The organism is Massilia forsythiae, assembly GCF_012849555.1.
Classification (GTDB): domain Bacteria; phylum Pseudomonadota; class Gammaproteobacteria; order Burkholderiales; family Burkholderiaceae_D; genus Telluria; species Telluria forsythiae.
Genome location: NZ_CP051685.1, coordinates 3,841,436 through 3,863,217 on the forward strand (window position 1 = coordinate 3,841,436; position 21,782 = coordinate 3,863,217).

Consider the following 21,782-nt stretch of genomic DNA (forward strand, 5'->3'; position numbering starts at 1 on the left):
GTCATCGCATCCGCGCGCGTTTGTTCGCGCTGCAATATTGCTTGTCAAAAAAATCTCTTGAAATCCCGCGCGCCATCCTTATGTTGGCCCGGTCTGTTCAACCAACGATCACCACGAGGACCAACATGGCTGTCGCCGAAAAAGAAACCCTTGGCTTTCAAGCTGAAGTCAAACAGCTGCTGCAACTGATGATCCACTCCTTGTATTCCAACAAGGAAATCTTCCTGCGCGAACTGATCTCGAACGCGTCCGACGCCGCCGACAAGCTGCGCTTCGAAGCCATCAACAACGACGCCCTGTACGGCAACGACCACGAACTGAAGATCAAGGTGGCGTTCGACAAGGACGCCAAGACCGTCACCATTTCCGACAACGGCATCGGCATGAGCCGCGACGAAGTCATCTCGCACCTGGGCACCATCGCCAAGTCGGGCACCAAGGAATTCTTCGGCAAGCTCTCGGGCGACCAGCAGGCCGACGCCGCGCTGATCGGCCAGTTCGGCGTGGGCTTCTACTCGGCCTTCATCGTGGCCGACCGCGTCACCGTCGTGACCCGCCGCGCCGGCGCCGATGCGTCGGATGGCGTGCGCTGGGAATCGACCGGCGAGGGCGACTACACCATCGAGCAGGTCGACAAGCCCGGCCGCGGCACCGACATCACCCTGCACCTGCGCGAAGGCGAGGACGAGCTGCTGTCGGCCTGGAAGCTGAAGTCGATCATCCGCAAGTACTCCGACCACATCTCGCTGCCGATCGCCATGCAGAAGGAAGAGTGGGACGAGGAGAAGAAGGAAAACGTCGTGACCGACGAGCTGGAAACCGTGAACCAGGCCAGCGCGCTGTGGGCCCGTTCCAAGTCGGACATCACCAAGGAACAGTACGACGAGTTCTATAAACACGTTTCGCACGACTTCCAGGAACCGCTGGCCCATACCCACAACCGCGTGGAAGGCCGCAGCGAGTACACCCAGCTGCTGTACGTGCCGGCGCACGCGCCGTTCGACCTGTGGGACCGCAACAAGCGCGGCGGCATCAAGCTGTACGTCAAGCGCGTGTTCATCATGGACGATGCCGAGCAGCTGATGCCGGTCTACCTGCGCTTTGTGAAGGGCGTGATCGATTCCGCCGACCTGCCGCTGAACGTCTCGCGCGAGATCCTGCAGGAATCGCGCGACGTGCGCGTGATCCGCGAAGGTTCGACCAAGCGCGTGCTGGGCATGCTGGAAGAGATGGCGAACTCGGACGAGCAGGAAGGCAAGGAGAAGTACGTCACCTTCTGGAAGGAATTCGGCCAGGTGCTCAAGGAAGGCATCGGCGAGGATGCGACCAACAAGGACCGCATCGCCAAGCTGCTGCGCTTCGCCTCGACCCACAACGAGAATGCCGACCAGTCGACCTCGTTCGAGGACTACGTCGGCCGCATGAAGGAAGGCCAGGACAAGATCTATTACGTCACCGCCGACAGCTACACCGCCGCCAAGAACAGCCCGCACCTGGAAATCTTCCGCAAGAAGGGCGTGGAAGTGCTGCTGCTGACCGACCGCGTGGACGAGTGGATGCTGTCCTTCCTGAACGACTTCGACGGCAAGGAACTGGTGTCGGTGGCCAAGGGCGGCCTGGACCTGGGCAAGCTGGAAGACGAGGCCGAGAAGAAGGAGCACGAGGAAACCGAAGGCCAGTACAAAGAGCTGGTCGAGAAGATGAAGGGCGCGCTGGCGGACAAGGCCAAGGACGTGCGCGTGACCTTCCGCCTGACCGACTCGCCGGCCTGCCTGGTGGCGGACGAGCACGAACTGTCGGCCAACCTGGTGCGCATGCTGAAGCAGGCCGGCCAGAACGCGCCGGACAGCAAGCCGATCCTCGAGATCAACCCGCAGCACCCGCTGGTGACGCGCCTGAAGTACGAAGATGCTGCCAGCCCGCGCTTCGCCGACTGGTCGCACATCCTGTTCGACCAGGCCATGCTGGCCGAAGGCGGCAGCCTGAGCGATCCGGCGGCGTTCGTGAAGCGTTTGAACGAGATGCTGCTGGCGACTGCGGGCAAGTAAACCCGCTATTCGGCAGATCTTGATAATGGCCGGCGCGTTGGTGCGCTGGCCATTTTTTTATCGTGGTTGCGGCGCTCGCACACTGCGGCCGAAATTGATACAGTCTACTTGGAGACCGTCGTCCCCGCGCAGGCGGGGACCCATACACCGTGTCTATCTTTGGCTCAGCATGGGGTAAAGAATGCCAGTGGCATTCTTTACCCTGCGCGGGGACGACGTGATTTATGCTGCCATCAAGCCATCTGCACTGATCGGCTGGCCGATGCTCACTGCACCACCCGCGGCACCCGCCCCAGGACCCCGGCAAACGCCATCACCCCCGCATGCAGCGCCCGCTGCAGCGCCACCGTGAGCGGCTGCAGCGCCACCGTCACCAGCGCGATCGCTGCGGCCAGCGCCAGGATGGTGCCCGGCTGGCCGCGCTCGATCGGTACCAGGGTCTGCCAGGCGCCGATCACCACGCCGTGCGACAGGTACAGGGTAAAGGTGTGCGCCGACATCCGCCGCACCGGGCTGCGCAGCCGTTCCAGCAGACCGAAGCCGGCATGGCGCGCGCAGGCGAAGTTGGCCAGCACGATCAGCATGACGGCATAGTCGGCCAGCACGCGGTCGGCGCTGCCCAGCCGGATCGCCGTGAACGGCCAGGCGCCGTTGGCCACCTGGCGCAAGGCCGGTTCGGGGTCCAGCCAGCCCCACAGCGCCATCAGCAGCACGCTGAGCAGCCAGCCGGCGCGCGCCGCGCCGCGCCCGATGGCGTGCGGGCGCCGCTGCCAGCGGTACAGCGCGACCCCGCTCAGCCACACCGGCAGCAGCAGCCACAGGCGCGGGCCGATCAGGGCCAGCACGCACGCCAGCGCCAGCAGGCGGCGCCGGCCGCGCAGGTAGCAGGCCACGCCGAACAGCACGTAGTACCAGGCTTCGTAATCCAGCGACCAGTAGGGCAGCAGCCAGGGCGGACGCTCGGCGAAGCGCCAGACGTCGCCCAGGAACAGCAGGTGGAAGGGGACGTACAGCCAGGGGCGCTGCAGCTGGTAGGCGTCGTCGACGCGGCCGTGCAGGGGGCCGGCCGCGAGCGCCGCCAGCAAGAACGCGAACAGCAGCACCGGCAGCGCCACCGAATACAGGCGCGCGCAGCGGGCGGCGGCGTATTCGCCCAGCGTATGGTTCTTGTGCTCGGCGCTGTAGGCGATCACGAAGCCGGACAGCACGAAGAAGGCGATTACCGCCTCGCGCCCGAAATCGGGGATGGCGGCGACCTGGCGCGCGCTGAAGATGCCGAAATAGCCGAAGTGCGCCGCCACCACGGCCAGCGCCGCGAGCGTGCGCACCAGGTCGAGATACAGGGAGAAAGGCTGGTCCAGTCCGGCCGGCGGGCGCATGCTGGGGCGGCTGTTCATCTCGAAGGCACCTCGTCGGCGGCATGTGATCAGGCAGGACGGGGATCACATGTCCGGCACGCGACGCCCGGCACGTGATGTCCCGGGCATCACGGGTTCAGGTCGCGGCAGAAGTCTTCCAGCAGGCGCTCGCCCTCGGGCCACGCGCCGTAGCCGCTGTCGGCATTCACGTGGCCGGCGTTGCCGATCTCGACCAGGCGGCTGCCCCAGGCGGCGGCAAAGGCGCGCGCGCGCTCGGGCGTCACGTACGGGTCGTCGCTGCTGGCCACCACCAGCGAGGGGAAGGGCAGCGCCTCCATCGGCACCGGAGAAAAACCGTTGCTGCCGACCGGGTAGGAGTCGGCGTCGGTGTCGCTCGGCGCCACCAGGAAGGCGCCGGCCACTTCCAGGCGCGAGCCGGACTGCGCCCACTGGTTCACCAGCATGCAGCCCAGGCTGTGCGCGACCAGGATCGGCTTGCCCTGGCAGGCGGCAATCGCCGCGTCCAGCTCGGCCACCCATTCGTCGCGCTCGGGGTTGTTCCAGTCGCGGTGCGCGGCGCGGGTCCAGGCCGGGTACTTGCGCTCCCAGTGCGATTGCCAGTGCTGCGGACCGGAGTTCCACAGGCCGGCCAGGATCAGGATGTCGCACTTCATGGAGCCTCCACAGCAATGTTGATATGACGCTTGCCATTATTGCACGCCGGGTGGCGGCGCGGCGCGTCTACAGCTTCGTGCGCAGCGCGAACAGTTCCGGAAACAGCACCACGTCCAGCATCTTGCGCAGGTAGCTGACGCCGGCGGTGCCGCCGGTGCCGGCCTTGAAGCCGATGATGCGCTCCACCGTCGACACGTGGCGGAAGCGCCAGAAGCGGAACGCGGTCTCCAGGTCGACCAGCTTCTCGGCCAGCTCGTACAGCGCCCAGTGATGCCCGGGGTCGCGGTAGACGGCGAGCCAGGCCGCCATCACCGAATCGTCGTGCGCCGTGGGCAGGCCGGGGTCGCGCGCCAGCCGTTCGGGCGACACTGCCAGTCCGGAACGCGCCAGCAGCCGCACCGCCTCGTCGTAGATCGAGGGCGCGTGCAGTTCGCGTTCCAGGCGCGCGTGCTGCCCGGGCGCATCCCGGTGCACCGCCAGCATGGCCGGGTTCTTGTTCCCGAGGATGAATTCGAGTTCCCGGTACTGGAACGACTGGAAGCCGGAGGACGCGGCCAGGTAGGGCCGGATGGCGCTGTACTCGGGCGGGGTCATGGTGGCCAGCACGTCCCAGGCGTGCACCAGCTGGTCCATGATGCGCGCCACCCGCGCCAACATCTTGAAGGCGGGCGGCAGGTCGCCGCCGGCCACCAGCGTGCGCACCGCCTGCAGTTCGTGCAGCATCAGCTTGATCCACAGTTCGCCCGTCTGGTGCTGGACGATGAACAGCATCTCGTTGTGGTCCGGCGACAGCGGGTGCTGGGCCGACAGGATCTGCTCCAGGCCCAGGTAGTCGCCGTAGCGCATGGCCTGGCTGAAGTCCATGCGTGCGCCGTGCCATTGCGCGTTTTCCGGCGACGGCGCCGGCGGCTGCTCGCCTTCGTCCATGGGGTCCATGGCGTCTCCCTAGGTCACCGCCGCGCGCGCGGCGTGGATATCGTAGCCTTCGCCGTCGAGGATATCGCGCAGGGTCTCGACCGCGTCCCAGACGTCGGTGAAGCCGGTGTACAGCGGGGTGAAGCCGAAGCGCATGATGTCCGGCTCGCGGTAGTCGCCGATCACGCCGCGCCCGATCAGCGCCGCCATCACCGCGTAGCCGTGCGGATGGGTGAAGCTGACGTGGCTGCCGCGCCGTGCATGCTCGCGCGGCGTGACCAGTGTCAACCGGTGCCCGGCGCAGCGGCGTTCGACCAGGCCGATGAACAGGTCGGTCAGCGCCAGCGATTTTTCGCGCAGCGCAGTCATGTCGGTGGCGTCGAACACGTCCAGGCCGCACTCGACCAGCGCCAGCGACACCACCGGCTGGGTGCCGCACAGCGCGCGCCCGATGCCGTCGGCTGCGGCGAAGCCATGCGCCATCGCGAACGGCGCCGCGTGGCTCCACCAGCCGGTAAGCGGGTGGCTGAACGCGGCCTGGTGGCGCTGCGGCACCCAGATAAAGGCCGGCGCGCCCGGTCCGCCATTCAGGTATTTATAGGTGCAGCCGACCGCGAAGTCGGCCCCGGCGCCGTGCAGGTCGATCGGCACCGCGCCGGCCGAGTGGGCCAGGTCCCATACCGTCAAGGCGCCGTTGGCGTGGGCGTGGGCGGTGAGGGCGGCCATGTCGTGCTGGCGCCCGTCGCGGTAGTTCACGTGGGTGAGCATCAGCACGGCACAATCGGCGTCCACCGCCGCTTCCAGCTCCTCCGGGGTGTCGACCAGGCGCACGCCGTAGCCGCGGTCGAGCCAGCGCGCCAGGCCGTCGGCCATGTAGATGTCGGTCGGGAAGTTGGCGCGCTCGGTGACGATGGTCTTGCGCGCCGGTGCGCGTTCCTCCTGGATTGCCAGCGCTGCCGCCAGCGCCTTGAACAGGTTGAGCGAGGTGGTGTCGGTGACCACGACTTCGCCGGCATGCGCGCCGATCAGCGGCGCCAGGCGATCGCCCAGGCGCTTGGGCAGCTCGAACCAGCCGGCGTCGTTCCAGCTGCGGATCAGGTCGCGGCCCCATTCGCGCGCCACCACGTCCTGGGCGCGCGCCAGGGCGCTGCGCGGACGCGCGCCGAGCGAATTGCCGTCCAGGTAGATCACGCCCTCGGGCAGGTCGAAGCGCGCGCGCAGCGGCGCCAGCGGGTCGGCGGCGTCGAGCGCCAGGCAATCGGCGCGGGTGGTCGGCAGGGAAGGGCGGTCGGCGGTCGGGGCAATGTCCATCGTGCGGTGCGGGATCGGTTGGGTTGCAGGGAAGTCGGCGCCGGCCCCGGACAGATGCGCAAGGCCGACCGCCGCAGTGTAGCAAGCAATCCGGCGCACACGCCATCGCCGACGTTCGATGTCGATCGGACAATTTGCTCGGCCGGTTGCAACGCGAGCAGGGGGACAACGAAAAATTTTCGAAAATATTTTGGGAAAACCCTAAAGTTCCCGCGACGGCGTCCGATAACCCATCCAGATACGGGGAAAAGCGTCGAAAAAAAGTTTTCGGAAACGCTAAAGTCGGTTGAAACGGTGCCGATAAGGATTCAGAGCGACCCAGAAGACGTGAAAAATATTTTCGAACGACCCTAAAGTTCCGGTTTTGGTTGACGTAAACCAACACAAGATGCTTTCGATAAAAGTATTTGCTAAGTCGAAAGTGTCATGTTCAAAACAATTTCCTTCGTCCCCTTGTCATAGGGGAGCACCCCTGATTCGAGCGAGTTTGTCAGACAAACTCCTACGAGTCCTATCGCCTTTGGCGGACGAAAAATACAGACATGCTCCGATAGCTGAAAAGTTTCCTCACGGTCAGAATCTATCTCATCGGCAACACATTGCGGGCCGGAAGCGACCAACGGAGAGATGAAAATGACTGCGAACGACATGATGGCTGAAATTCGTGATGCGAACCTGAGCTACCTGATGCTGGCCCAGCAGATGATTCGCGCCGACAAGGTCACGGCGATCTTCCGGCTTGGCATCTCGGCCGACATTGCCGAACTAATCGAAGGCATGAGCAATGCCCAGATCCTGAAGCTGGCCGGCGGCAACATGATGCTGGCGCGCTTCCGCTTCGACGATTCGGCGATCCTGGGCATGCTCACCAGCCACAGCAAGGACCGCGCCCTGGCGCAGTCGCACGCCGCCATCCTGATGGCCGGCCAGCCCGCCGAAGAAATCGCCTAAGATTCAAACCCCGGTTTTCGGTCCACGGCGGTAGGGTGGACGTGGCATCCTCCCCGCAGCCGCCAACAGGTCATCATGAGCAAGAAAAGCGTCGTGTCCGAAGCCCAGGAAATCCAGCTGGCCATCGAACTGATCCAGCTGGGCGCCCGTCTCCAGCTGCTGGAGAACGAAGTCTCGCTGTCGCGCGAACGCTTGATCAAGCTGTACAAGGAACTCAAGGGCGTGTCGCCGCCGAAGGGCATGCTGCCGTTCTCGACCGACTGGTTCCTGACCTGGCAGCCGAACATCCATTCCTCGCTGTACATCAATATTTATAAATTCCTGGTCGACAACGCCGGCGCCACCGGCATCCAGGCGATCATGAAGTCCTACCAGCTGTACCTGGAGCAGATGCCGCCGGAGCCGGGCGAGGAGCCCTTGCTGTCGCTGACGCGCGCCTGGACCCTGGTGCGTTTCTTCCAAGGAAACATGCTGATGGTGGCGCCGTGTTCCAAGTGCCAGGGCAAGTTCGTGGTCAACGCGCTCGACCTGAACGACAATTACCAGTGCGGCCTGTGCCACATGCCCTCGCGCGCCGGCAAGACGCGCAAGGCCAAGGACGCCGCCGCCCAGGCTGGCGGCAACTGACTTTCCTTCCTCCGCATTCATGAACGCGTCGCGCCTGCGCCGTATCCTGGCGGCGCCCGCCCTGCGCGCACTGCTGCTGCAAATGCTGGCGTTTCCCTTGACGCTGGCCGCGGTATGGCTGCTGGCGCGCGCCGGCATGGCGCCGCAGCCGCTGGGCGTGGCGCTGCTGCAGGGCGCCGGGGCTGCGTTGCTGTCCTGGCGCGCCGGCCTGGCGCGCTGGTGGCTTGCGATCCAGTTCGTCTTCCCATCCGCCTTGCTGCTGGCGCAGGATGGCGCGCGCGGCCTGGCGCTGCCGCCGGCACTGTTCCTGGTTGTGTTCCTGCTGCTGGTGCTGGTGTACTGGTCGACCTTCCGCACGCAAGTGCCGTACTACCCGTCCGGACGCGCGGTGCGCGACGTGGTCGCCGGCCTGCTGCCCCAGGAGCGGCCGGCGGCGGCGATCGACATCGGCAGCGGCCTCGGCGGCCTCGTGCTGGACCTGGCGCGGCGCCGTCCCGATTGCCGCATCGACGGCATCGAGCTGGCGCCGCTGCCATGGCTGGCCAGCCGCCTGCGCGCGCGCCTCGAAGGCAGCCGCGCGCGCTTCCTGCGCGGTGACTACGACGACCTCGACTTCGGCAGCTACGACCTGGTGTTCGCCTACCTGTCGCCGGCAGCAATGGCGGCGCTGTGGCGCAAGGCCAGCGCCGAGATGCAGCCCGGCAGTGTGCTTGTTAGTTACGAATTCATTATTGTCGATAGGGCACCGGATTGGCATTTGGTTATCGAAAGTACCCATAAAAATGTTTACGTATGGCACTTTTGAACCACAGTCAGGGCATTTTTACTTGCTCGTAGTCACTTCTCCCGTTAATCTAGTTCCCTAAGTAAATATTTCTTCTTGGATTTATTGTTTGTCGAATCCAGGGCCGTGGAATACGCGGATTCATCGATCGGGAGCGCCGTGTTTGTCATTATTGGTTACATCGTCGTCATAGGCGCCGTGTTCGGCGGCTATGCCGCAACCGGCGCCCACCTGGCCGTGTTGTGGCAGCCGCTGGAGCTGGTCATGATCTTCGGCGCCGCGCTCGGCGCGTTTTTCGTGGGCAATACCCCGAAAGCGGTCAAGGCGACCATGAAGGCGCTGCCGACCGTGTTCAAGGGCTCCAAATTCACGCGCGACATGTACATGGAATTGATGTCGCTGTTGTTCGACGTGCTGTCCAAGGTGCGCAAGGAAGGCTTGATGTCGATCGAAGGCGACATCGAAAGCCCGGAACAGAGCCCGGTGTTCTCGAAGTACCCGGCCGTGCTGGCCGACCACCACATCGTCGAATTCATCACCGATTACTTGCGGTTGATGGTATCCGGCAACATGGACGCCTTCCAGATCGAGAACCTGATGGACAACGAAATCGAGACCCACCATCATGAGGGAGCGCTCCCGGCCCAGTGTATCGCCAAGCTGGGCGACGGCCTGCCGGCCTTCGGCATCGTGGCGGCGGTGATGGGCGTGGTGCACACGATGGAATCGGTGGGCATGCCGCCGGCCGAGCTGGGCATCCTGATCGCGCACGCGCTGGTCGGCACCTTCCTCGGCATCCTGCTGGCCTACGGCTTCGTCGGTCCGTTGTCGGGCCTGCTGGAACAGAAACTGGAGGAATCCACCAAGATGTTCCAGACCGTGAAGGTGACGCTGCTGGCCAGCCTGAACGGCTACGCCCCGGCGCTGTCCGTCGAATTCGGCCGCAAGGTGCTGTACTCGACCGAGCGTCCGACCTTTGCCGAACTGGAAGACCACATCAAGAAGGCCAAGAGCAAATAATGCCGATCGCACGCCCACGGGGAGGCCGCCATGGCTGACGAAGGCCAGCGCCCGATCATCGTCAAGCGCATCAAGAAGGGCGGCCACGGCCACCACGGCGGCGCCTGGAAGATCGCCTATGCCGACTTCGTGACGGCGATGATGGCGTTCTTCCTGCTCATGTGGCTGCTCGGCTCGACCACCAAGGGCGACATGGAAGGCATCGCCAGCTTCTTCAAGACGCCGCTGAAGGTGGCCTTGCAGGGCGGTTCCGGCGCCGGCGACGCCACCTCGATCCTGCAGGGCGGCGGCCAGGACCTGACCCGGCGCAACGGCCAGGTCAAGAAGGGCGAAGTCACCCCCGACAAGAAGGTCTACGACATGAAGGCGGCGCGCGCCGCGGTCGAGCGCGCCGAAGCGGAGCGCCTGCAGACGCTGAAGGAGCGCATCCAGGCCACCATCGAGGCCAACCCGGTGCTGAAGAAGTACAAGAACCAGCTGCTGCTGGACATCACCAGCGAAGGCCTGCGCATCCAGATCGTCGACGAAAAGAACCGTCCGATGTTCGAGAGCGCGCGCGCCGAGCTGCAGCCGTACACGCGCGACATCCTGGACGTGCTGGCGTTGGTGCTGAACGACGTGCCGAACAAGCTGAGCCTGTCCGGCCACACCGATTCCACGCCCTACATGACCGAGAGCGGCTACAGCAACTGGGAATTGTCGGCCGACCGCGCCAACGCCTCGCGCCGCGAACTGGTGCGCGGCGGCCTGGCCGACGCCAAGGTGCTGCGCGTGGTGGGCCTGGCCGGCGTCAACCACCTGGACCGCAAGGACCCGTTCAATCCGGTCAACCGCCGCATCAGCATCCTGGTGATGAACAAGCGTACCGAGGAAGGCTTGCTGCGCGACGGCGTGGCGCTCGACGTGCCGGGCGACGATGCCGACGCAGCGGTGAAGGCGGTGGCGTCGGCGACGGGCGGCGGCATCGCGCCTGCTGAGGCAGCGGCAGCCCCGGCGGCGCCGGCCGCGGCCGGGAAGTAGCGCGGCGTGACGATCTGGAGGATGGCATGACAAGGAAAAAGATTCTCGGCTCCCGCGTCAAGCGCCTGCTGTCGGGCGTGTCCGACCATGGCCGGCGCCACCTGGTCGAGGTCGAGACCGACCTGGTGCAGACCAACCTGCTGCTCGAGGAGGCGATCGTCAAGCTGACCGCCAGCTTCATGGCGATCCACCAGGCGGTGGAGACGCGCCAGGACGCGATCGACCGCCTGCTGGCGGGCGCCGCACCGAGCGCCGACGATGTCGCCGCGCTGGGCGGCATGTCCGCCGAGATCGCGCGCCACGTGAACGGCGCCGTCACCGGCATGCAGTTCCAGGACATGACCAGCCAGCTGCTCGACCGCACGCTGCGCCGCGTGAGCGGCCTGCGCGCCTTCCTGGCGACGCTGAACGCGCACGGCGCCGGCATCGTGCCCGAGAGCGACAGCGAGGAAATCGTCGAGCGCCTGGGGCAGGTCGGCAGCGCGCTGGCGCTGCAGTCGATCGCGCTGCGCGGCATGCTGCGCAAGTCGGTGGAACAGCGGCAACTGGAAAGCGGGGATGTGGAGTTGTTCTAATTTATGTTATGGGGTCGGTGCCCGGTTCACTCGGGTGGGCTCTGACCTCATCTGATCAAGACGGGCTAGGCCTGTGGCTGAACACCGGGGTCGGAGCCCTGAAGGAAAAACCGGGCGCTGACCCCTAGGAGTAAAAAAAATGGCAAAAACAATTCTCGCGGTCGACGATTCGAGCTCGCTGCGCCAGATGGTGGCGTTCAGCCTGAAGGCGGCCGGCTACCAGGTGGTGGAGGCGGTCGACGGCCAGGATGGGCTGGACAAGGCGCGCCAGCAGACCGTCGACCTGGTCCTGACCGACCAGAACATGCCGAAGATGGATGGCCTCACGCTGATCAAGTCGCTGCGCGGCATGCCGGCCTATGCCAAGGTGCCGATCCTGATGCTGACCACCGAATCGTCCGACGAGATGAAGGCCAGGGGCCGCGCCGCCGGCGCCAACGGCTGGCTGGTCAAGCCCTTCGATCCGCAGCGCCTGATCGAGGTCGTCAAGAAGGTCATTGGATAACAGGGTCACCACGGGAAGCACCATGAGCATCGACATCAGCCAGTTCTACCAGGTCTTTTTCGACGAGGCGGAAGAACTCCTCGCCGAGAAGGAGCGTCTGCTGCTGGCCGTCGATCCCGCCGCGCCCGACGCGGAAGACCTGAACGCGATCTTCCGCACCGCCCATTCGATCAAGGGCGGCGCCTCGACCTTCGGCCTGAACGACATGAGCGAAGTGACCCACGTGCTGGAGTCGCTGCTCGACCGCATCCGCAAGGGCGAGATGGCGCTCACCGCGCAGCACGTGGACGCCTTCCTGTCGGCCAAGGACATCCTCAAGATGCAGCTCGACGGCCACCGCCACGGCGCCGCCGTCGACCAGGATGCCGTCGCCAACGTGCGCATGGTGCTGCACGACCTGTCGCAGGGCGTGGTGCCGGTGCACCACGCCACCGTGCCGTCGTTCCTGCATGCCGAGCACAAGCAGGCCGTGGCCGAAGGCGCGCACCGCTACAAGATCGAACTGCCCGACCTGCCGCAGCGCGATGTGAACGCGCTGGTCGACGAACTCGGGCTGATGGGACGGGTGTCGGTGGTGCCGCTCGCGGGCGGACGCAGCGCGCTGGTCATCACCACCCACGAAAGCCTGGACGACATCGTCGCCATCTGCTCGTTCGTGCTCGATCCGGACGACCTCAAGGTGTTCGAGGCGCCGCCCTTGACGCCCGAGCAACGCGCCATCGAGGCTGCCGAACGCGCCCGCATCGAGGACGCGCAGGGCTACGGCTTCTTCGACCCGGTCGAGCCCGATGCCGGCGCCGCCGCACATGCGGCCGAACCGTCCGACGACGAGCGCGGCTACGGCTTCTTCCAGCCGATCGAGCAGATCCGGCGCGAGGCCGGCATCGCCGATGTGCCGCAAGAGGCGGCGAAGGCGGCGTCCGCACAGGCGCGCGCCGAGGCGCAGGAAGCCGAAGCGCTCGAGAAAAAGGCGGCGAAGAAGGCGGCGGAAGCGGCCCATGCGCACGCCGAAGCGGGCTCGATCCGCGTGTCGATCGAAAAGGTCGACCAGCTGATCAACCTGGTCGGCGAGATGGTGATCACGCAAGCCATGATCGAGCAGAGAAGCGACGGCCTCGACCCGATGCTGCACGAGCGCCTGCTGCAATCGGTGTCGCAGCTGACCCGCAACACGCGCGCGCTGCAGGAAGCGGTGATGTCGATCCGCATGATGCCGATGGATTTCGTGTTCTCGCGCTTTCCGCGCATGGTGCGCGACCTGGCCGGCAAGCTGGGCAAGAAGGTCGACTTCATCACCCACGGCGCGGCCACCGAACTGGACAAGGGCCTGATCGAGCGCATCGTCGATCCGCTGACGCACCTGGTGCGCAACAGCATCGACCACGGCATCGAACTGCCGGCCGCGCGCGTCAAGGCCGGCAAGTCGGAGTCGGGGCGCCTGTTCCTGTCGGCCGCGCACCAGGGCGGCAACATCGTGATCGAGGTGGCTGACGACGGCGCCGGCCTGAACCGCGAAAAGATCCTGGCCAAGGCCGCCGCCAACGGCTTGCCGGTATCGAACGCCATGAGCGATGCCGAGGTCTGGCAGCTGATCTTCGCGCCCGGCTTCTCGACCGCGGAAATCGTCACCGACGTCTCCGGGCGCGGGGTCGGCATGGACGTCGTCAAGCGCAACATCACGGCGCTGGGCGGCAGCATCGACATCCGCTCGGCCCAGGGCTTCGGCACCACCATCCTGATCTCGCTGCCGCTGACGCTGGCGATCCTGGACGGCATGTCGATCCGCTGCGGCGACGAGATCTACATCCTGCCGCTGGGCTTCGTGGTCGAGTCGCTGCAGCCTTTGCCCTCCGACGTCAAGGAGATCGCCGGCCAGGGCCGCGTGGTCAAGGTGCGCGGCGAGTACCTGCCGCTGATCCCGCTGCACCAGATGTTCAACATCGAGCCGCACTGCACCGACCCCACCGAGGGCATCCTGGTGATCCTCGAGACCGAAGGGCGCAAGGCCGCGCTGTTCGTCGACGAGCTGGTCGGCCAGCAGCAGGTGGTGGTGAAGAACCTCGAATCGAATTACCGCAAGGTGGCCGGCATCTCCGGCGCCACCATCCTGGGCGACGGCGGCGTGGCCCTGATCCTGGACGTGGCCGCGCTGCTGCGCTCGGCCCGCCAGCTGACCGACGACGCCGTCACCCTGTAACCGAACAACCTCAACTCATCCATTGGGAACCGACATGTCCACACATCTGACCATCAAGAACGACGCCCACGACGGCAGCGGCAGCGAATACCTGGCCTTCACCCTCGGCTCCGAGGAATACGGCATCGACATCCTGAAGGTGCAGGAAATCCGCGGCTACGAAGCCGTGACCCGCATCGCCAACGCGCCGGAATTCATCAAGGGCGTGATCAACCTGCGCGGCATCATCATCCCGGTGGTCGACATGCGCATCAAGTTCAAGCTCGGCACCCCGACCTACGACCAGTTCACGGTCGTGATCATCCTGAACATCGGCGGGCGCATCATGGGCATGGTGGTCGACAGCGTGTCCGACGTGACCACGCTGACCCCGGACCAGATCAAGCCGGCGCCGGACATGGGCAGCGCCTTCAGCGCCGACTACCTGGTCGGGCTGGGCACCGTCGACGAGCGCATGCTGATCCTGATCGACATCGACAAGCTGATGTCGTCCAGCGAGATGGGCCTGATCGACAAGATGGCGGCGTAAGCACCCGACGCGGCGCAACACAGCGCGCGCCGTACGGCGTGCGCATAACGAGAGACAGAGGTAAAACGTGCCGCTGACAAGCAAGCAGGAAACCGGCAAGGAATTCGAATTCACGCGCCACGACTTCGAGCGCGTGCGCGGGCTGATCTACCAGCGCGCCGGCATTTCGCTGGCCGACAGCAAGCAGGAAATGGTCTACAGCCGCCTGGCGCGCCGCCTGCGCGCCACCGGCATCGCCTCGTTCGCGACCTACCTGGACGGCCTGGAAGGCGGCCACATGGGCGGCGAGTGGGAATCGTTCACCAACGCGCTCACCACCAACCTGACCTCGTTCTTCCGCGAGGCCCATCACTTCCCGCTGCTGGCCGAGCATGCGTCCAGGGCGCGCCGCGACAAAGCGGCGCCGTTCACCGTCTGGTGCTCGGCCAGTTCCACCGGCGAAGAGCCGTACTCGATCGCGATGACGCTGTGCGAAGCCTTCGGCAGCGCCACGCCGCCCGTGCAGATCGTCGCCACCGACATCGACACCAACGTGCTGGCCACGGCCGCCGCCGGCGTGTATCCGATGGAGCGCGTCGACAAGCTGGAGCCGGAACGCCTGCGCCGCTTCTTCCTGAAGGGGAAGGGCGCCCAGCAGGGCATGGTGCGGGTGCGCCCGGAACTGCGCAACCTGGTCAGCTTCCGCCAGCTGAACCTGCTGGCCGACGGCTGGGACGTGAAGGGGCCGTACGACGCGATCTTTTGCCGCAACGTGATGATCTACTTCGACAAGGCCACCCAGCGCAAGATCCTGTCGCGCTTCGTGCCGCTGATGAAGCCGGATGCGCTGCTGTTCGCCGGGCACTCGGAGAACTTCCTGTATGTGTCCGACGCGCTGCGCCTGCGCGGCAAGACGGTGTACGAACTGGCCCAGGCCTAGGCGGGATGAACCACGCATGGACAATACCCATTTTGCCACCAACGTCTACTACGACCGCACCTTCGATTGCGACGCCGCCAAGATCCTGCCGGGCGAGTACTACTACACCGCCAAGGACATGCTGATCGTGACCGTGCTCGGCTCCTGCGTGTCGGCCTGCATCCGCGACCGTACCAAGGGCCTGGGCGGGATGAACCACTTCATGCTGCCCGACGGCGGCGGCGAGGCCGGCAGTCCGGTCTCGGCCTCGATGCGCTACGGCACCTATGCGATGGAAGTGCTGATCAACGATTTGCTGAAAGCGGGCGCGCGGCGCGAACACCTGGAAGCCAAGGTGTTCGGCGGCGGCGCCGTGCTGCGCGGCTTTTCGGCGATGAACGTGGGCGAGCGCAACGCCGCCTTCGTGATGCGCTTCCTGAAGACCGAGCGCATCCCGGTGGTGGCCGAGGACCTCAACGACATCTACCCGAGAAAAGTGTATTTTTTTCCGCGCAGCGGCCGCGTGCTGGTCAAGAAGCTGATGCAGACCCACAACGACACGCTGGCCAAGCGCGAATCCGACTACGCCAGCCGCCTCAAGGTGGCGCCGGTGGGCGGCGACGTCGACCTGTTCCAATAATAAAATCCGCTTGAGAGAAAGGCTCGCAGGATGAACACGACCAACAAGATCAAGGTGGCGATCGTCGACGACTCGGCCCTGATCCGCAGCGTGATGACCGAGATCGTCAATTCCCAGCCCGACATGGAAGTGGCCGGGGTCGCCCCCGACCCGCTGGTGGCGCGTGAACTGATCAAGCGCACCAATCCCGACGTGCTCACGCTCGACGTCGAGATGCCGAAGATGGACGGCCTCGATTTCCTCGAGCGCCTGATGCGCCTGCGGCCGATGCCGGTGCTGATGGTGTCCTCGCTGACCGAGCGCGGGTCCGAGATCACGATGCGCGCGCTGGAATTGGGCGCGGTCGACTTCGTCACCAAGCCGAAGATCTCGATCCAGTCCGGCATGCGCGAATACACCGAACTGATCACCGACAAGATCCGCGCCGCCGCGCGCGCGCGCATCCGGCCGCGCAGCCTGCATGCGCCGGGCGCCGGCACCGGGACGGGAACCGCGATGCCGGTGCTGCGCGCGCCGCTGAACTCGTCGGAAAAGCTGATCATCATCGGCGCTTCCACCGGCGGCACCGAGGCGATCCGCGAATTCCTGATGCAGATGCCGTCCGACTGTCCGGGCATCCTGATCGCCCAGCACATGCCGGAAGGTTTTACCAGCTCGTTCGCGCGCCGCCTCGATTCGCTGTGCAAGATCAGCGTGTGCGAATCGCAGGGCAACGAACGGGTGCTGCCGGGCCATGCCTACATCGCCCCCGGCCATTCGCACCTGCTGCTGACGCGTTCCGGCGCCAACTACATGACCCGCATCGAGCAGAGCGAGCCGGTCAACCGCCACCGTCCGTCGGTGGACGTGCTGTTCCGTTCGGCGGCCCAGGCCGCCGGCAAGAACGCGGTCGGGGTGATCCTGACCGGCATGGGCAAGGACGGCGCACAAGGGATGCTGGAGATGAAGGGGGCGGGAGCGTACAATTTCGCCCAGGACGAAGCTTCGTGCGTGGTGTTCGGCATGCCGCGCGAAGCGATCGCCATCGGCGCCGCCCACGAAATCGCGCCCTTGCAGGCCTTGCCGGGACTGGTTCTTGGCCATCTTGCAACGCATGGGGGGCGGGCGTTGCGTGTTTGATCCGAACCGGTTGCTTTCACTGTAGTTTTATCGCCGTACGGCAACAAAAATGCTATGCTAAGGCCTGTTAAGCAGTGCCGAACCCTACCAACATCACGGGGTCCCGCAAACCGCCCGCGGCCGGGATGCCTTATCAGAATACAGAAACAACGGAGTAATTCATGGCTGATCCAAAGATGCGTTTTTTGGTTGTTGACGACTTCTCGACGATGCGCCGTATCGTCCGGAACCTGCTGAAGGAACTGGGCTACGCCAACGTCGACGAAGCCGAAGACGGCGTGATGGCGCTGGCCAAGCTGCGCAGCGAACAGTTCGATTTCGTGGTGTCGGACTGGAACATGCCGAACATGGACGGCCTGACCATGTTGCAGAACATCCGCGCCGATCCCGCGCTGGCCAAGCTGCCGGTGCTGATGGTGACCGCCGAGGCCAAGAAGGAAAACATCATCGCGGCGGCCCAGGCCGGCGCCAATGGCTATGTCGTCAAGCCGTTCACCGCGGCCACGCTGGACGAGAAGCTGAACAAGATCTTCGAAAAGATGGAAAAGGCTGCCTGACATGAATGCGCACATCGCTGGCCAGGTTGCAGAGGTGGCGGCCGTCGACGCCGCGGCGGTCGAACCCGGTGCGCACGACGAGGTGCTCAGCCGCATCGGCCACATGACGCGCGCGCTGCACGAGAACCTGCGCGGTCTGGGCCTGGACAAGCTGATCGAAAAGGCCGCCAGCGACATCCCCGACGCGCGCGACCGCCTCGACTACGTGGCGCGCCTGTCGGAACAGGCCGCCAAGCGCGTGCTGGACGCCACCGACGCCGCCAATCCGCTGCAGGACGGCATCGACGCCTCGGCCACCGACCTGTCCCGGTCCTGGCAGGCGCTGCTGGCTGCGCCGGCTGGCGACGACGCTGCCTGGCGCGCGCTGGCCGAGCGTACCGTGGCCAGCCTGGACGTCGCGCGTACGTCGGCCGGCGCCACCAAGGGCCACCTGATGGACATCATGATGGCCCAGGACTTCCAGGACCTGACCGGCCAGGTGATCAAGCGCATCACCGGCATCGCCCAGAACCTGGAAAAGCAACTGGTGCAGGTGCTGGTCGACTTCGCGCCGGAAGAGATCAAGCGCGAGCTGGACAATGGCTTGCTGAACGGGCCGCAGATCAAGCCGCAGGGCAATACCGAGGTGGTGGCGGACCAGGGGCAGGTGGATGACCTGCTCGACAGCTTGGGTTTTTGAAGCGGTCGAGTCATCCGCGTCGATAATGTAAGCGCAACATGATGCACGTCGTCCCCGGCCTGGGCGGCCCCCTTGGCGGGGACCCATGCTGCGCCTCCAAAGCTGCTGTCCTAGCAAAACCGTGACGGTTTCAACGTTAGCGAATTCTGGTACTCAGTATGGGTCCCCGCCTTCGCGGGGACGACGGGGTAACCGATCCACATGTATTGCCAGCAGCAAGCGGTGCCGCCCATCCGGCATCAAAAGTTTCACCCAGTCTCACCCATCGTCTCACCGGCGCCCAGACTCATGCACCAGACCAATTTCATCGTCCGTGAACCCCTGCTCGATCCCAGGCAGCGCGTCATCGGCTACGAACTGTCATGGCAGCAGCACGAACAGCAGGTCACCGACGCCGACCTGGAAGCGCTGGTCGGCTTCGTCGCCGGCCAGCTGGTCGACGAGGAGGGCGGCTGGCTGCTGCGCGACAAGCTGCTGTTCCTGGACGCGGTGCCGGCCATGCTGTCGCTGGACGCGCTGCATGCGCTGCCGCCGGAACGCACCGTGCTGTCGGTGCGCACGCGCGACCTGGCCAACGCCGATACCCGCGCCGCGGTGCAGGGCCTGCGCGCCGGCGGGGTCGGCATCTCGATCCGCGGCGTGAACCTCGACCTGCTGGGGCGCAACCTGGCGCCGCTGGCCTCGTTCGCCGAGGTGCGCTTCGCCGGCGCCGATGTCGCCGCCCAGGCCCGCACCTATGCCGCCGCCAAGCAATCCTCGCTGCGCCTGGTCGGGCGCCCGGTCGCCACCTGGGCCGAATTCGACGCCTGCGCCGCGCTCGGACTGGACTCGGTGGTCGGCAAGCTGCACCTGACACCGCGTCCCGGCAACCCGGTGAAGGGCATGAACCCGGCGCAGGCCATCATCCTGCAACTGATGCAGATGGTGCAGAACAACGAGGACGTGCCCAAGATCGAGGCCGTGCTCAAGCGCGACCCGGCGCTGATCTATAAGCTGCTGCGCTTCATCAATTCGGCCGGTTTCGGCGCCGGGCGCGAGATCCAGTCGCTGCGCCAGGCGATCGCCATGCTCGGCTACGCGCCGCTGTACCGCTGGCTGGTGCTGCTGCTGGCGACCGCCAGTTCCAGCGGCTATTCGCCGGTGCTGATGGAAACCGCGGTGGTGCGCGCGCGCCTGTGCGAGCTGCTCGGGCAGAAGAATTTGCCGCGCGGCGATGGCGAATACCTGTTCGTGGCCGGCATGTTCTCGCTGCTCGACCGTTTACTGGGCTTGCCGATGCAGGAAGTGCTGGATGCGATCCAGCTGCCGGAGCCGGTGGTGCGCGCGCTGCTGGCGCGCGACGGCGTGTACGGACCCTACCTGGCGCTGGCGGAGGCGTGCGAACTGAATTCCAACCTGGTGGCCTCGATGGCCGCCGCGCTCGGGATCGCGCCCTTGGCCGTCAACCAGGCGCACTTGTCGGCGCTGGCGTGGGCGCAGAACGTGGCCGCGTGAAACACCGTGGCACCGTTGGTAGGGTGGGCGGCTCCGCCGTCCACGCGTTCAACATGTGCATGCATTGGTTGAACGCGTGGACGGGGGACCCGTCCACCCTACCATCGAACGTAAAAAACGGGCCGCGCGGCCCGTTGTCGTTTGTGCGCATGTCGCGGCCTCTGCCACCCATCACCTGCGCTTCTGCACCGTCGTCACCGCCCGGTCCAGCCCCTGGCGCATCTGCATCGCGATCTGCGAGATGCGGCAGCCGATCTGCACCTGCTGCCCCAGCAAAAAGGTGCGGAACGGCCGCAGCAGGCGCACTTCGAGGTCGGCCACGATGCGCAGCGACGGCCCCAGGTCCAGCTGCACGCCATCCAGCTTCCTGCCCACGTACAGTTCGTAGGCCTGTTCCGGCGTGGCGCGCATGCCCACGCCGCCGCTGGAAAAATCGTGCAGCGGCAGTTCGAACACCTTGCCCAGCGTCGTGAAGCGCGCGCTGTAGTTGACGCCGACCGGCGTTTCCAGGCGCGGCTCGGCGCGCCGGTTGAGCACCTGGCACATGACCGGAATCGGCAACCGGGTCAGGTGCGGCCGGCCGGGCACGACGTTCCAGTCGGCGTCCAGCTCGAACTGGATCTTGGCGTTGCCGCCGAGCGAAGCCACCAGCGTGGTCTTGCCTTCCGCCAGCACCAGGTCGCCGTCGGCGAGGTCGAGCGTGAAGCAAGCGTCATCCGGCAGTACCTCGTCGATGCGCGCCATGGCCACGAGGCGCCCGGGCGGGTACACCGTGACCGCTTCGCCGGCCTGCGCCAGCCCCGCCAGCGTGCCGGCGATCTCGGACGCGTCGCGCATCTGGTGCGCCCCGTGTTGCGGGCCGATGCGGTCGACGGCGTCGGCGGCCTTGGGCGGGCCCTTGCGCAAATGGTTGGGAGCGAAGTCGGTCATTCGGGTACCTGCCGCAGGCCTTGGTTAAGAAACAATGCCACGATTTTAGCAAAACGTCATCGAAATTTCCAAATGGAAAAATATCATATTTCCAGATTATCGATCAGGCGCGTATTGCCCAGCTTGGCCGCAGTCAGCACCACCAGCGGATCGCCGGCGGCATGTTCTGCGGCGCTGGGCGCCTGCAGGTCCATGCGCTTGCGGATCGAGACGTAGTCCGGTTGCCAGCCGTGGCCGGCCAGGCGCGCCATGGCGTCGCGCTCCAGCGCCGCCAGGTCCGGGTGGCCGGCGCGCGCCTGTTCCGCCACGTACTGCAGGGTCTGGTACAGGAAGGGCGCTTCGGCGCGTTCCGCGGGCGACAGGTAGCCGTTGCGCGAGGACAGCGCCAGGCCATCCTCGGCGCGGAAGGTCTCGGCGCCGATGATCTCGGTCGGCAGCGCGAACTGGCGCGCCATGTTACGGATGATCATCAGCTGCTGGTAATCCTTCTTGCCGAACACCGCCACGCGCGGCTGCACGCACGAGAACAGCTTGGTCACCACGGTGCACACGCCGTTGAAGAAGCCGGGGCGGAACTCGCCTTCGAGGATGTTGCCCAGGCCGTCCGGCGGCTGCACGCGGTATTCCTGCGGCTCCGGGTACAGGTCCTTCTCGGTCGGCGCGAACAGCACGTACACGCCTTCCTTTTCCAGCTTCTCGACGTCGGCCTGGAAGGTGCGCGGGTACTTGTCGAAATCCTCGTTGGGGCCGAACTGCAGGCGGTTGACGAAGATCGAGGCGACCACCGGGTCGCCGTGGCGGCGCGCCAGGCGCATCAGCGACAGGTGGCCCTCGTGCAGGTTGCCCATGGTCGGAACGAAGGCGGTACGCAGCTGGCCGCGCAACTGGTCGCGCAGGTCCTCGATGGAAGAGATGATTTTCATGATTGATTCGGTTTCGTTGAGGCGGCG

At 65.7% G+C, this 21,782-nt stretch carries 22 protein-coding genes; 16 read left to right on the plus strand and 6 right to left on the minus strand.

What is annotated here, in order from left to right:
* The first annotated feature begins 125 nt into the window (after positions 1-125).
* On the plus strand, positions 126-2,048 hold the full coding sequence (gene htpG / locus HH212_RS16480; RefSeq protein ID WP_170203462.1) for a molecular chaperone HtpG: 1,923 nt from the start codon (positions 126-128) through the stop codon (positions 2,046-2,048).
* A 266-nt stretch (positions 2,049-2,314) separates the two neighbouring features.
* Here htpG and HH212_RS16485 read toward each other — a convergent pair whose 3' ends face one another.
* From HH212_RS16485 to kynU, 4 genes are all read right to left on the minus strand, one after another.
* Positions 2,315-3,445: an acyltransferase family protein gene (locus HH212_RS16485; protein WP_170203463.1), complete on the minus strand. Its 1,131-nt coding sequence runs from the start codon at positions 3,443-3,445 to the stop codon at positions 2,315-2,317.
* A gap of 89 nt (positions 3,446-3,534) precedes the next feature.
* Positions 3,535-4,080, minus strand: a complete 546-nt coding sequence (locus HH212_RS16490) for an RBBP9/YdeN family alpha/beta hydrolase (protein WP_170203464.1) — start codon at positions 4,078-4,080, stop codon at positions 3,535-3,537.
* 67 nt (positions 4,081-4,147) lie between these two features.
* On the minus strand, positions 4,148-5,017 hold the full coding sequence (gene kynA, locus HH212_RS16495; RefSeq protein WP_170203465.1) for a tryptophan 2,3-dioxygenase: 870 nt from the start codon (positions 5,015-5,017) through the stop codon (positions 4,148-4,150).
* A 9-nt stretch (positions 5,018-5,026) separates the two neighbouring features.
* On the minus strand, positions 5,027-6,307 hold the full coding sequence (gene kynU / locus HH212_RS16500) for a kynureninase (RefSeq protein WP_170203466.1): 1,281 nt from the start codon (positions 6,305-6,307) through the stop codon (positions 5,027-5,029).
* Positions 6,308-6,940: 633 nt separating this feature from the next.
* Here kynU and flhD point away from each other — a divergent pair.
* The 15 genes from flhD (at position 6,941) to HH212_RS16575 (ending at position 19,902) form a co-directional block, all read left to right on the plus strand.
* Positions 6,941-7,258 carry a flagellar transcriptional regulator FlhD gene (gene flhD, locus HH212_RS16505; protein ID WP_170203467.1) on the plus strand — a complete coding sequence of 106 codons (318 nt, stop codon included), beginning with the start codon at positions 6,941-6,943 and terminating at the stop codon, positions 7,256-7,258.
* Between the two features lie 75 nt (positions 7,259-7,333).
* Positions 7,334-7,885, plus strand: a complete 552-nt coding sequence (flhC, locus tag HH212_RS16510; protein ID WP_170203468.1) for a flagellar transcriptional regulator FlhC — start codon at positions 7,334-7,336, stop codon at positions 7,883-7,885.
* Positions 7,886-7,904: 19 nt separating this feature from the next.
* Complete coding sequence (locus HH212_RS16515; RefSeq protein WP_170203469.1) at positions 7,905-8,690, plus strand: class I SAM-dependent methyltransferase; 786 nt, start codon at positions 7,905-7,907, stop codon at positions 8,688-8,690.
* 138 nt (positions 8,691-8,828) lie between these two features.
* On the plus strand, positions 8,829-9,689 hold the full coding sequence (gene motA, locus HH212_RS16520; protein ID WP_170203470.1) for a flagellar motor stator protein MotA: 861 nt from the start codon (positions 8,829-8,831) through the stop codon (positions 9,687-9,689).
* Between the two features lie 30 nt (positions 9,690-9,719).
* Complete coding sequence (gene motB / locus HH212_RS16525) at positions 9,720-10,709, plus strand: flagellar motor protein MotB (protein WP_170203471.1); 990 nt, start codon at positions 9,720-9,722, stop codon at positions 10,707-10,709.
* 26 nt (positions 10,710-10,735) lie between these two features.
* Positions 10,736-11,284, plus strand: a complete 549-nt coding sequence (locus HH212_RS16530; RefSeq protein ID WP_170203472.1) for a chemotaxis protein — start codon at positions 10,736-10,738, stop codon at positions 11,282-11,284.
* Positions 11,285-11,423: 139 nt separating this feature from the next.
* Positions 11,424-11,789 (plus strand): response regulator, encoded by a 366-nt coding sequence (locus tag HH212_RS16535; RefSeq protein WP_170203473.1) that lies wholly within the window; start codon positions 11,424-11,426, stop codon positions 11,787-11,789.
* A gap of 22 nt (positions 11,790-11,811) precedes the next feature.
* Positions 11,812-13,986: a chemotaxis protein CheA gene (gene cheA / locus HH212_RS16540; protein ID WP_170203474.1), complete on the plus strand. Its 2,175-nt coding sequence runs from the start codon at positions 11,812-11,814 to the stop codon at positions 13,984-13,986.
* Positions 13,987-14,020: 34 nt separating this feature from the next.
* On the plus strand, positions 14,021-14,515 hold the full coding sequence (locus HH212_RS16545) for a chemotaxis protein CheW (protein WP_170203475.1): 495 nt from the start codon (positions 14,021-14,023) through the stop codon (positions 14,513-14,515).
* A gap of 67 nt (positions 14,516-14,582) precedes the next feature.
* Entirely contained in the window at positions 14,583-15,434 is an 852-nt protein-coding gene (locus HH212_RS16550) for a CheR family methyltransferase (RefSeq protein ID WP_370663880.1), read from the plus strand.
* Between the two features lie 16 nt (positions 15,435-15,450).
* Entirely contained in the window at positions 15,451-16,053 is a 603-nt protein-coding gene (gene cheD / locus HH212_RS16555; protein WP_170203476.1) for a chemoreceptor glutamine deamidase CheD, read from the plus strand.
* Between the two features lie 30 nt (positions 16,054-16,083).
* A complete protein-coding gene (locus tag HH212_RS16560; RefSeq protein ID WP_170203477.1) occupies positions 16,084-17,172 on the plus strand; it encodes a protein-glutamate methylesterase/protein-glutamine glutaminase in 1,089 nt (362 codons plus the stop codon).
* Between the two features lie 161 nt (positions 17,173-17,333).
* On the plus strand, positions 17,334-17,729 hold the full coding sequence (cheY, locus tag HH212_RS16565) for a chemotaxis response regulator CheY (protein WP_060566987.1): 396 nt from the start codon (positions 17,334-17,336) through the stop codon (positions 17,727-17,729).
* Between the two features lies 1 nt (position 17,730).
* A complete protein-coding gene (cheZ, locus tag HH212_RS16570) occupies positions 17,731-18,408 on the plus strand; it encodes a protein phosphatase CheZ (protein WP_170203478.1) in 678 nt (225 codons plus the stop codon).
* A 288-nt stretch (positions 18,409-18,696) separates the two neighbouring features.
* Positions 18,697-19,902, plus strand: a complete 1,206-nt coding sequence (locus HH212_RS16575; protein ID WP_170203479.1) for an EAL and HDOD domain-containing protein — start codon at positions 18,697-18,699, stop codon at positions 19,900-19,902.
* Positions 19,903-20,073: 171 nt separating this feature from the next.
* Here HH212_RS16575 and HH212_RS16580 read toward each other — a convergent pair whose 3' ends face one another.
* Together HH212_RS16580 and panC are read right to left on the minus strand one after the other, a co-directional pair.
* Complete coding sequence (locus tag HH212_RS16580) at positions 20,074-20,832, minus strand: PilZ domain-containing protein (RefSeq protein ID WP_170203480.1); 759 nt, start codon at positions 20,830-20,832, stop codon at positions 20,074-20,076.
* An 83-nt stretch (positions 20,833-20,915) separates the two neighbouring features.
* Positions 20,916-21,755, minus strand: coding sequence for a pantoate--beta-alanine ligase (panC, locus tag HH212_RS16585; RefSeq protein WP_170203481.1), 840 nt, complete (start codon positions 21,753-21,755; stop codon positions 20,916-20,918).
* Between the last annotated feature and the right edge of the window lie 27 nt (positions 21,756-21,782).

Excerpts from the sequence above, each read along its gene's own strand:
- htpG (WP_170203462.1), top strand. The coding sequence starts at position 126 with ATGGCTGTCGCCGAAAAAGAAACCCTTGGCTTTCAAGCTGAAGTCAAA.
- HH212_RS16485 (WP_170203463.1), bottom strand. The coding sequence starts at position 3,445 with ATGAACAGCCGCCCCAGCATGCGCCCGCCGGCCGGACTGGACCAGCCT.
- HH212_RS16490 (WP_170203464.1), bottom strand. The coding sequence starts at position 4,080 with ATGAAGTGCGACATCCTGATCCTGGCCGGCCTGTGGAACTCCGGTCCG.
- kynA (WP_170203465.1), bottom strand. The coding sequence starts at position 5,017 with ATGGACCCCATGGACGAAGGCGAGCAGCCGCCGGCGCCGTCGCCGGAA.
- kynU (WP_170203466.1), bottom strand. The coding sequence starts at position 6,307 with ATGGACATTGCCCCGACCGCCGACCGCCCTTCCCTGCCGACCACCCGC.
- flhD (WP_170203467.1), top strand. The coding sequence starts at position 6,941 with ATGACTGCGAACGACATGATGGCTGAAATTCGTGATGCGAACCTGAGC.
- flhC (WP_170203468.1), top strand. The coding sequence starts at position 7,334 with ATGAGCAAGAAAAGCGTCGTGTCCGAAGCCCAGGAAATCCAGCTGGCC.
- HH212_RS16515 (WP_170203469.1), top strand. The coding sequence starts at position 7,905 with ATGAACGCGTCGCGCCTGCGCCGTATCCTGGCGGCGCCCGCCCTGCGC.
- motB (WP_170203471.1), top strand. The coding sequence starts at position 9,720 with ATGGCTGACGAAGGCCAGCGCCCGATCATCGTCAAGCGCATCAAGAAG.
- HH212_RS16530 (WP_170203472.1), top strand. The coding sequence starts at position 10,736 with ATGACAAGGAAAAAGATTCTCGGCTCCCGCGTCAAGCGCCTGCTGTCG.
- HH212_RS16535 (WP_170203473.1), top strand. The coding sequence starts at position 11,424 with ATGGCAAAAACAATTCTCGCGGTCGACGATTCGAGCTCGCTGCGCCAG.
- cheA (WP_170203474.1), top strand. The coding sequence starts at position 11,812 with ATGAGCATCGACATCAGCCAGTTCTACCAGGTCTTTTTCGACGAGGCG.
- HH212_RS16545 (WP_170203475.1), top strand. The coding sequence starts at position 14,021 with ATGTCCACACATCTGACCATCAAGAACGACGCCCACGACGGCAGCGGC.
- cheD (WP_170203476.1), top strand. The coding sequence starts at position 15,451 with ATGGACAATACCCATTTTGCCACCAACGTCTACTACGACCGCACCTTC.
- HH212_RS16560 (WP_170203477.1), top strand. The coding sequence starts at position 16,084 with ATGAACACGACCAACAAGATCAAGGTGGCGATCGTCGACGACTCGGCC.
- cheY (WP_060566987.1), top strand. The coding sequence starts at position 17,334 with ATGGCTGATCCAAAGATGCGTTTTTTGGTTGTTGACGACTTCTCGACG.
- cheZ (WP_170203478.1), top strand. The coding sequence starts at position 17,731 with ATGAATGCGCACATCGCTGGCCAGGTTGCAGAGGTGGCGGCCGTCGAC.
- HH212_RS16575 (WP_170203479.1), top strand. The coding sequence starts at position 18,697 with ATGCACCAGACCAATTTCATCGTCCGTGAACCCCTGCTCGATCCCAGG.
- HH212_RS16580 (WP_170203480.1), bottom strand. The coding sequence starts at position 20,832 with ATGACCGACTTCGCTCCCAACCATTTGCGCAAGGGCCCGCCCAAGGCC.
- panC (WP_170203481.1), bottom strand. The coding sequence starts at position 21,755 with ATGAAAATCATCTCTTCCATCGAGGACCTGCGCGACCAGTTGCGCGGC.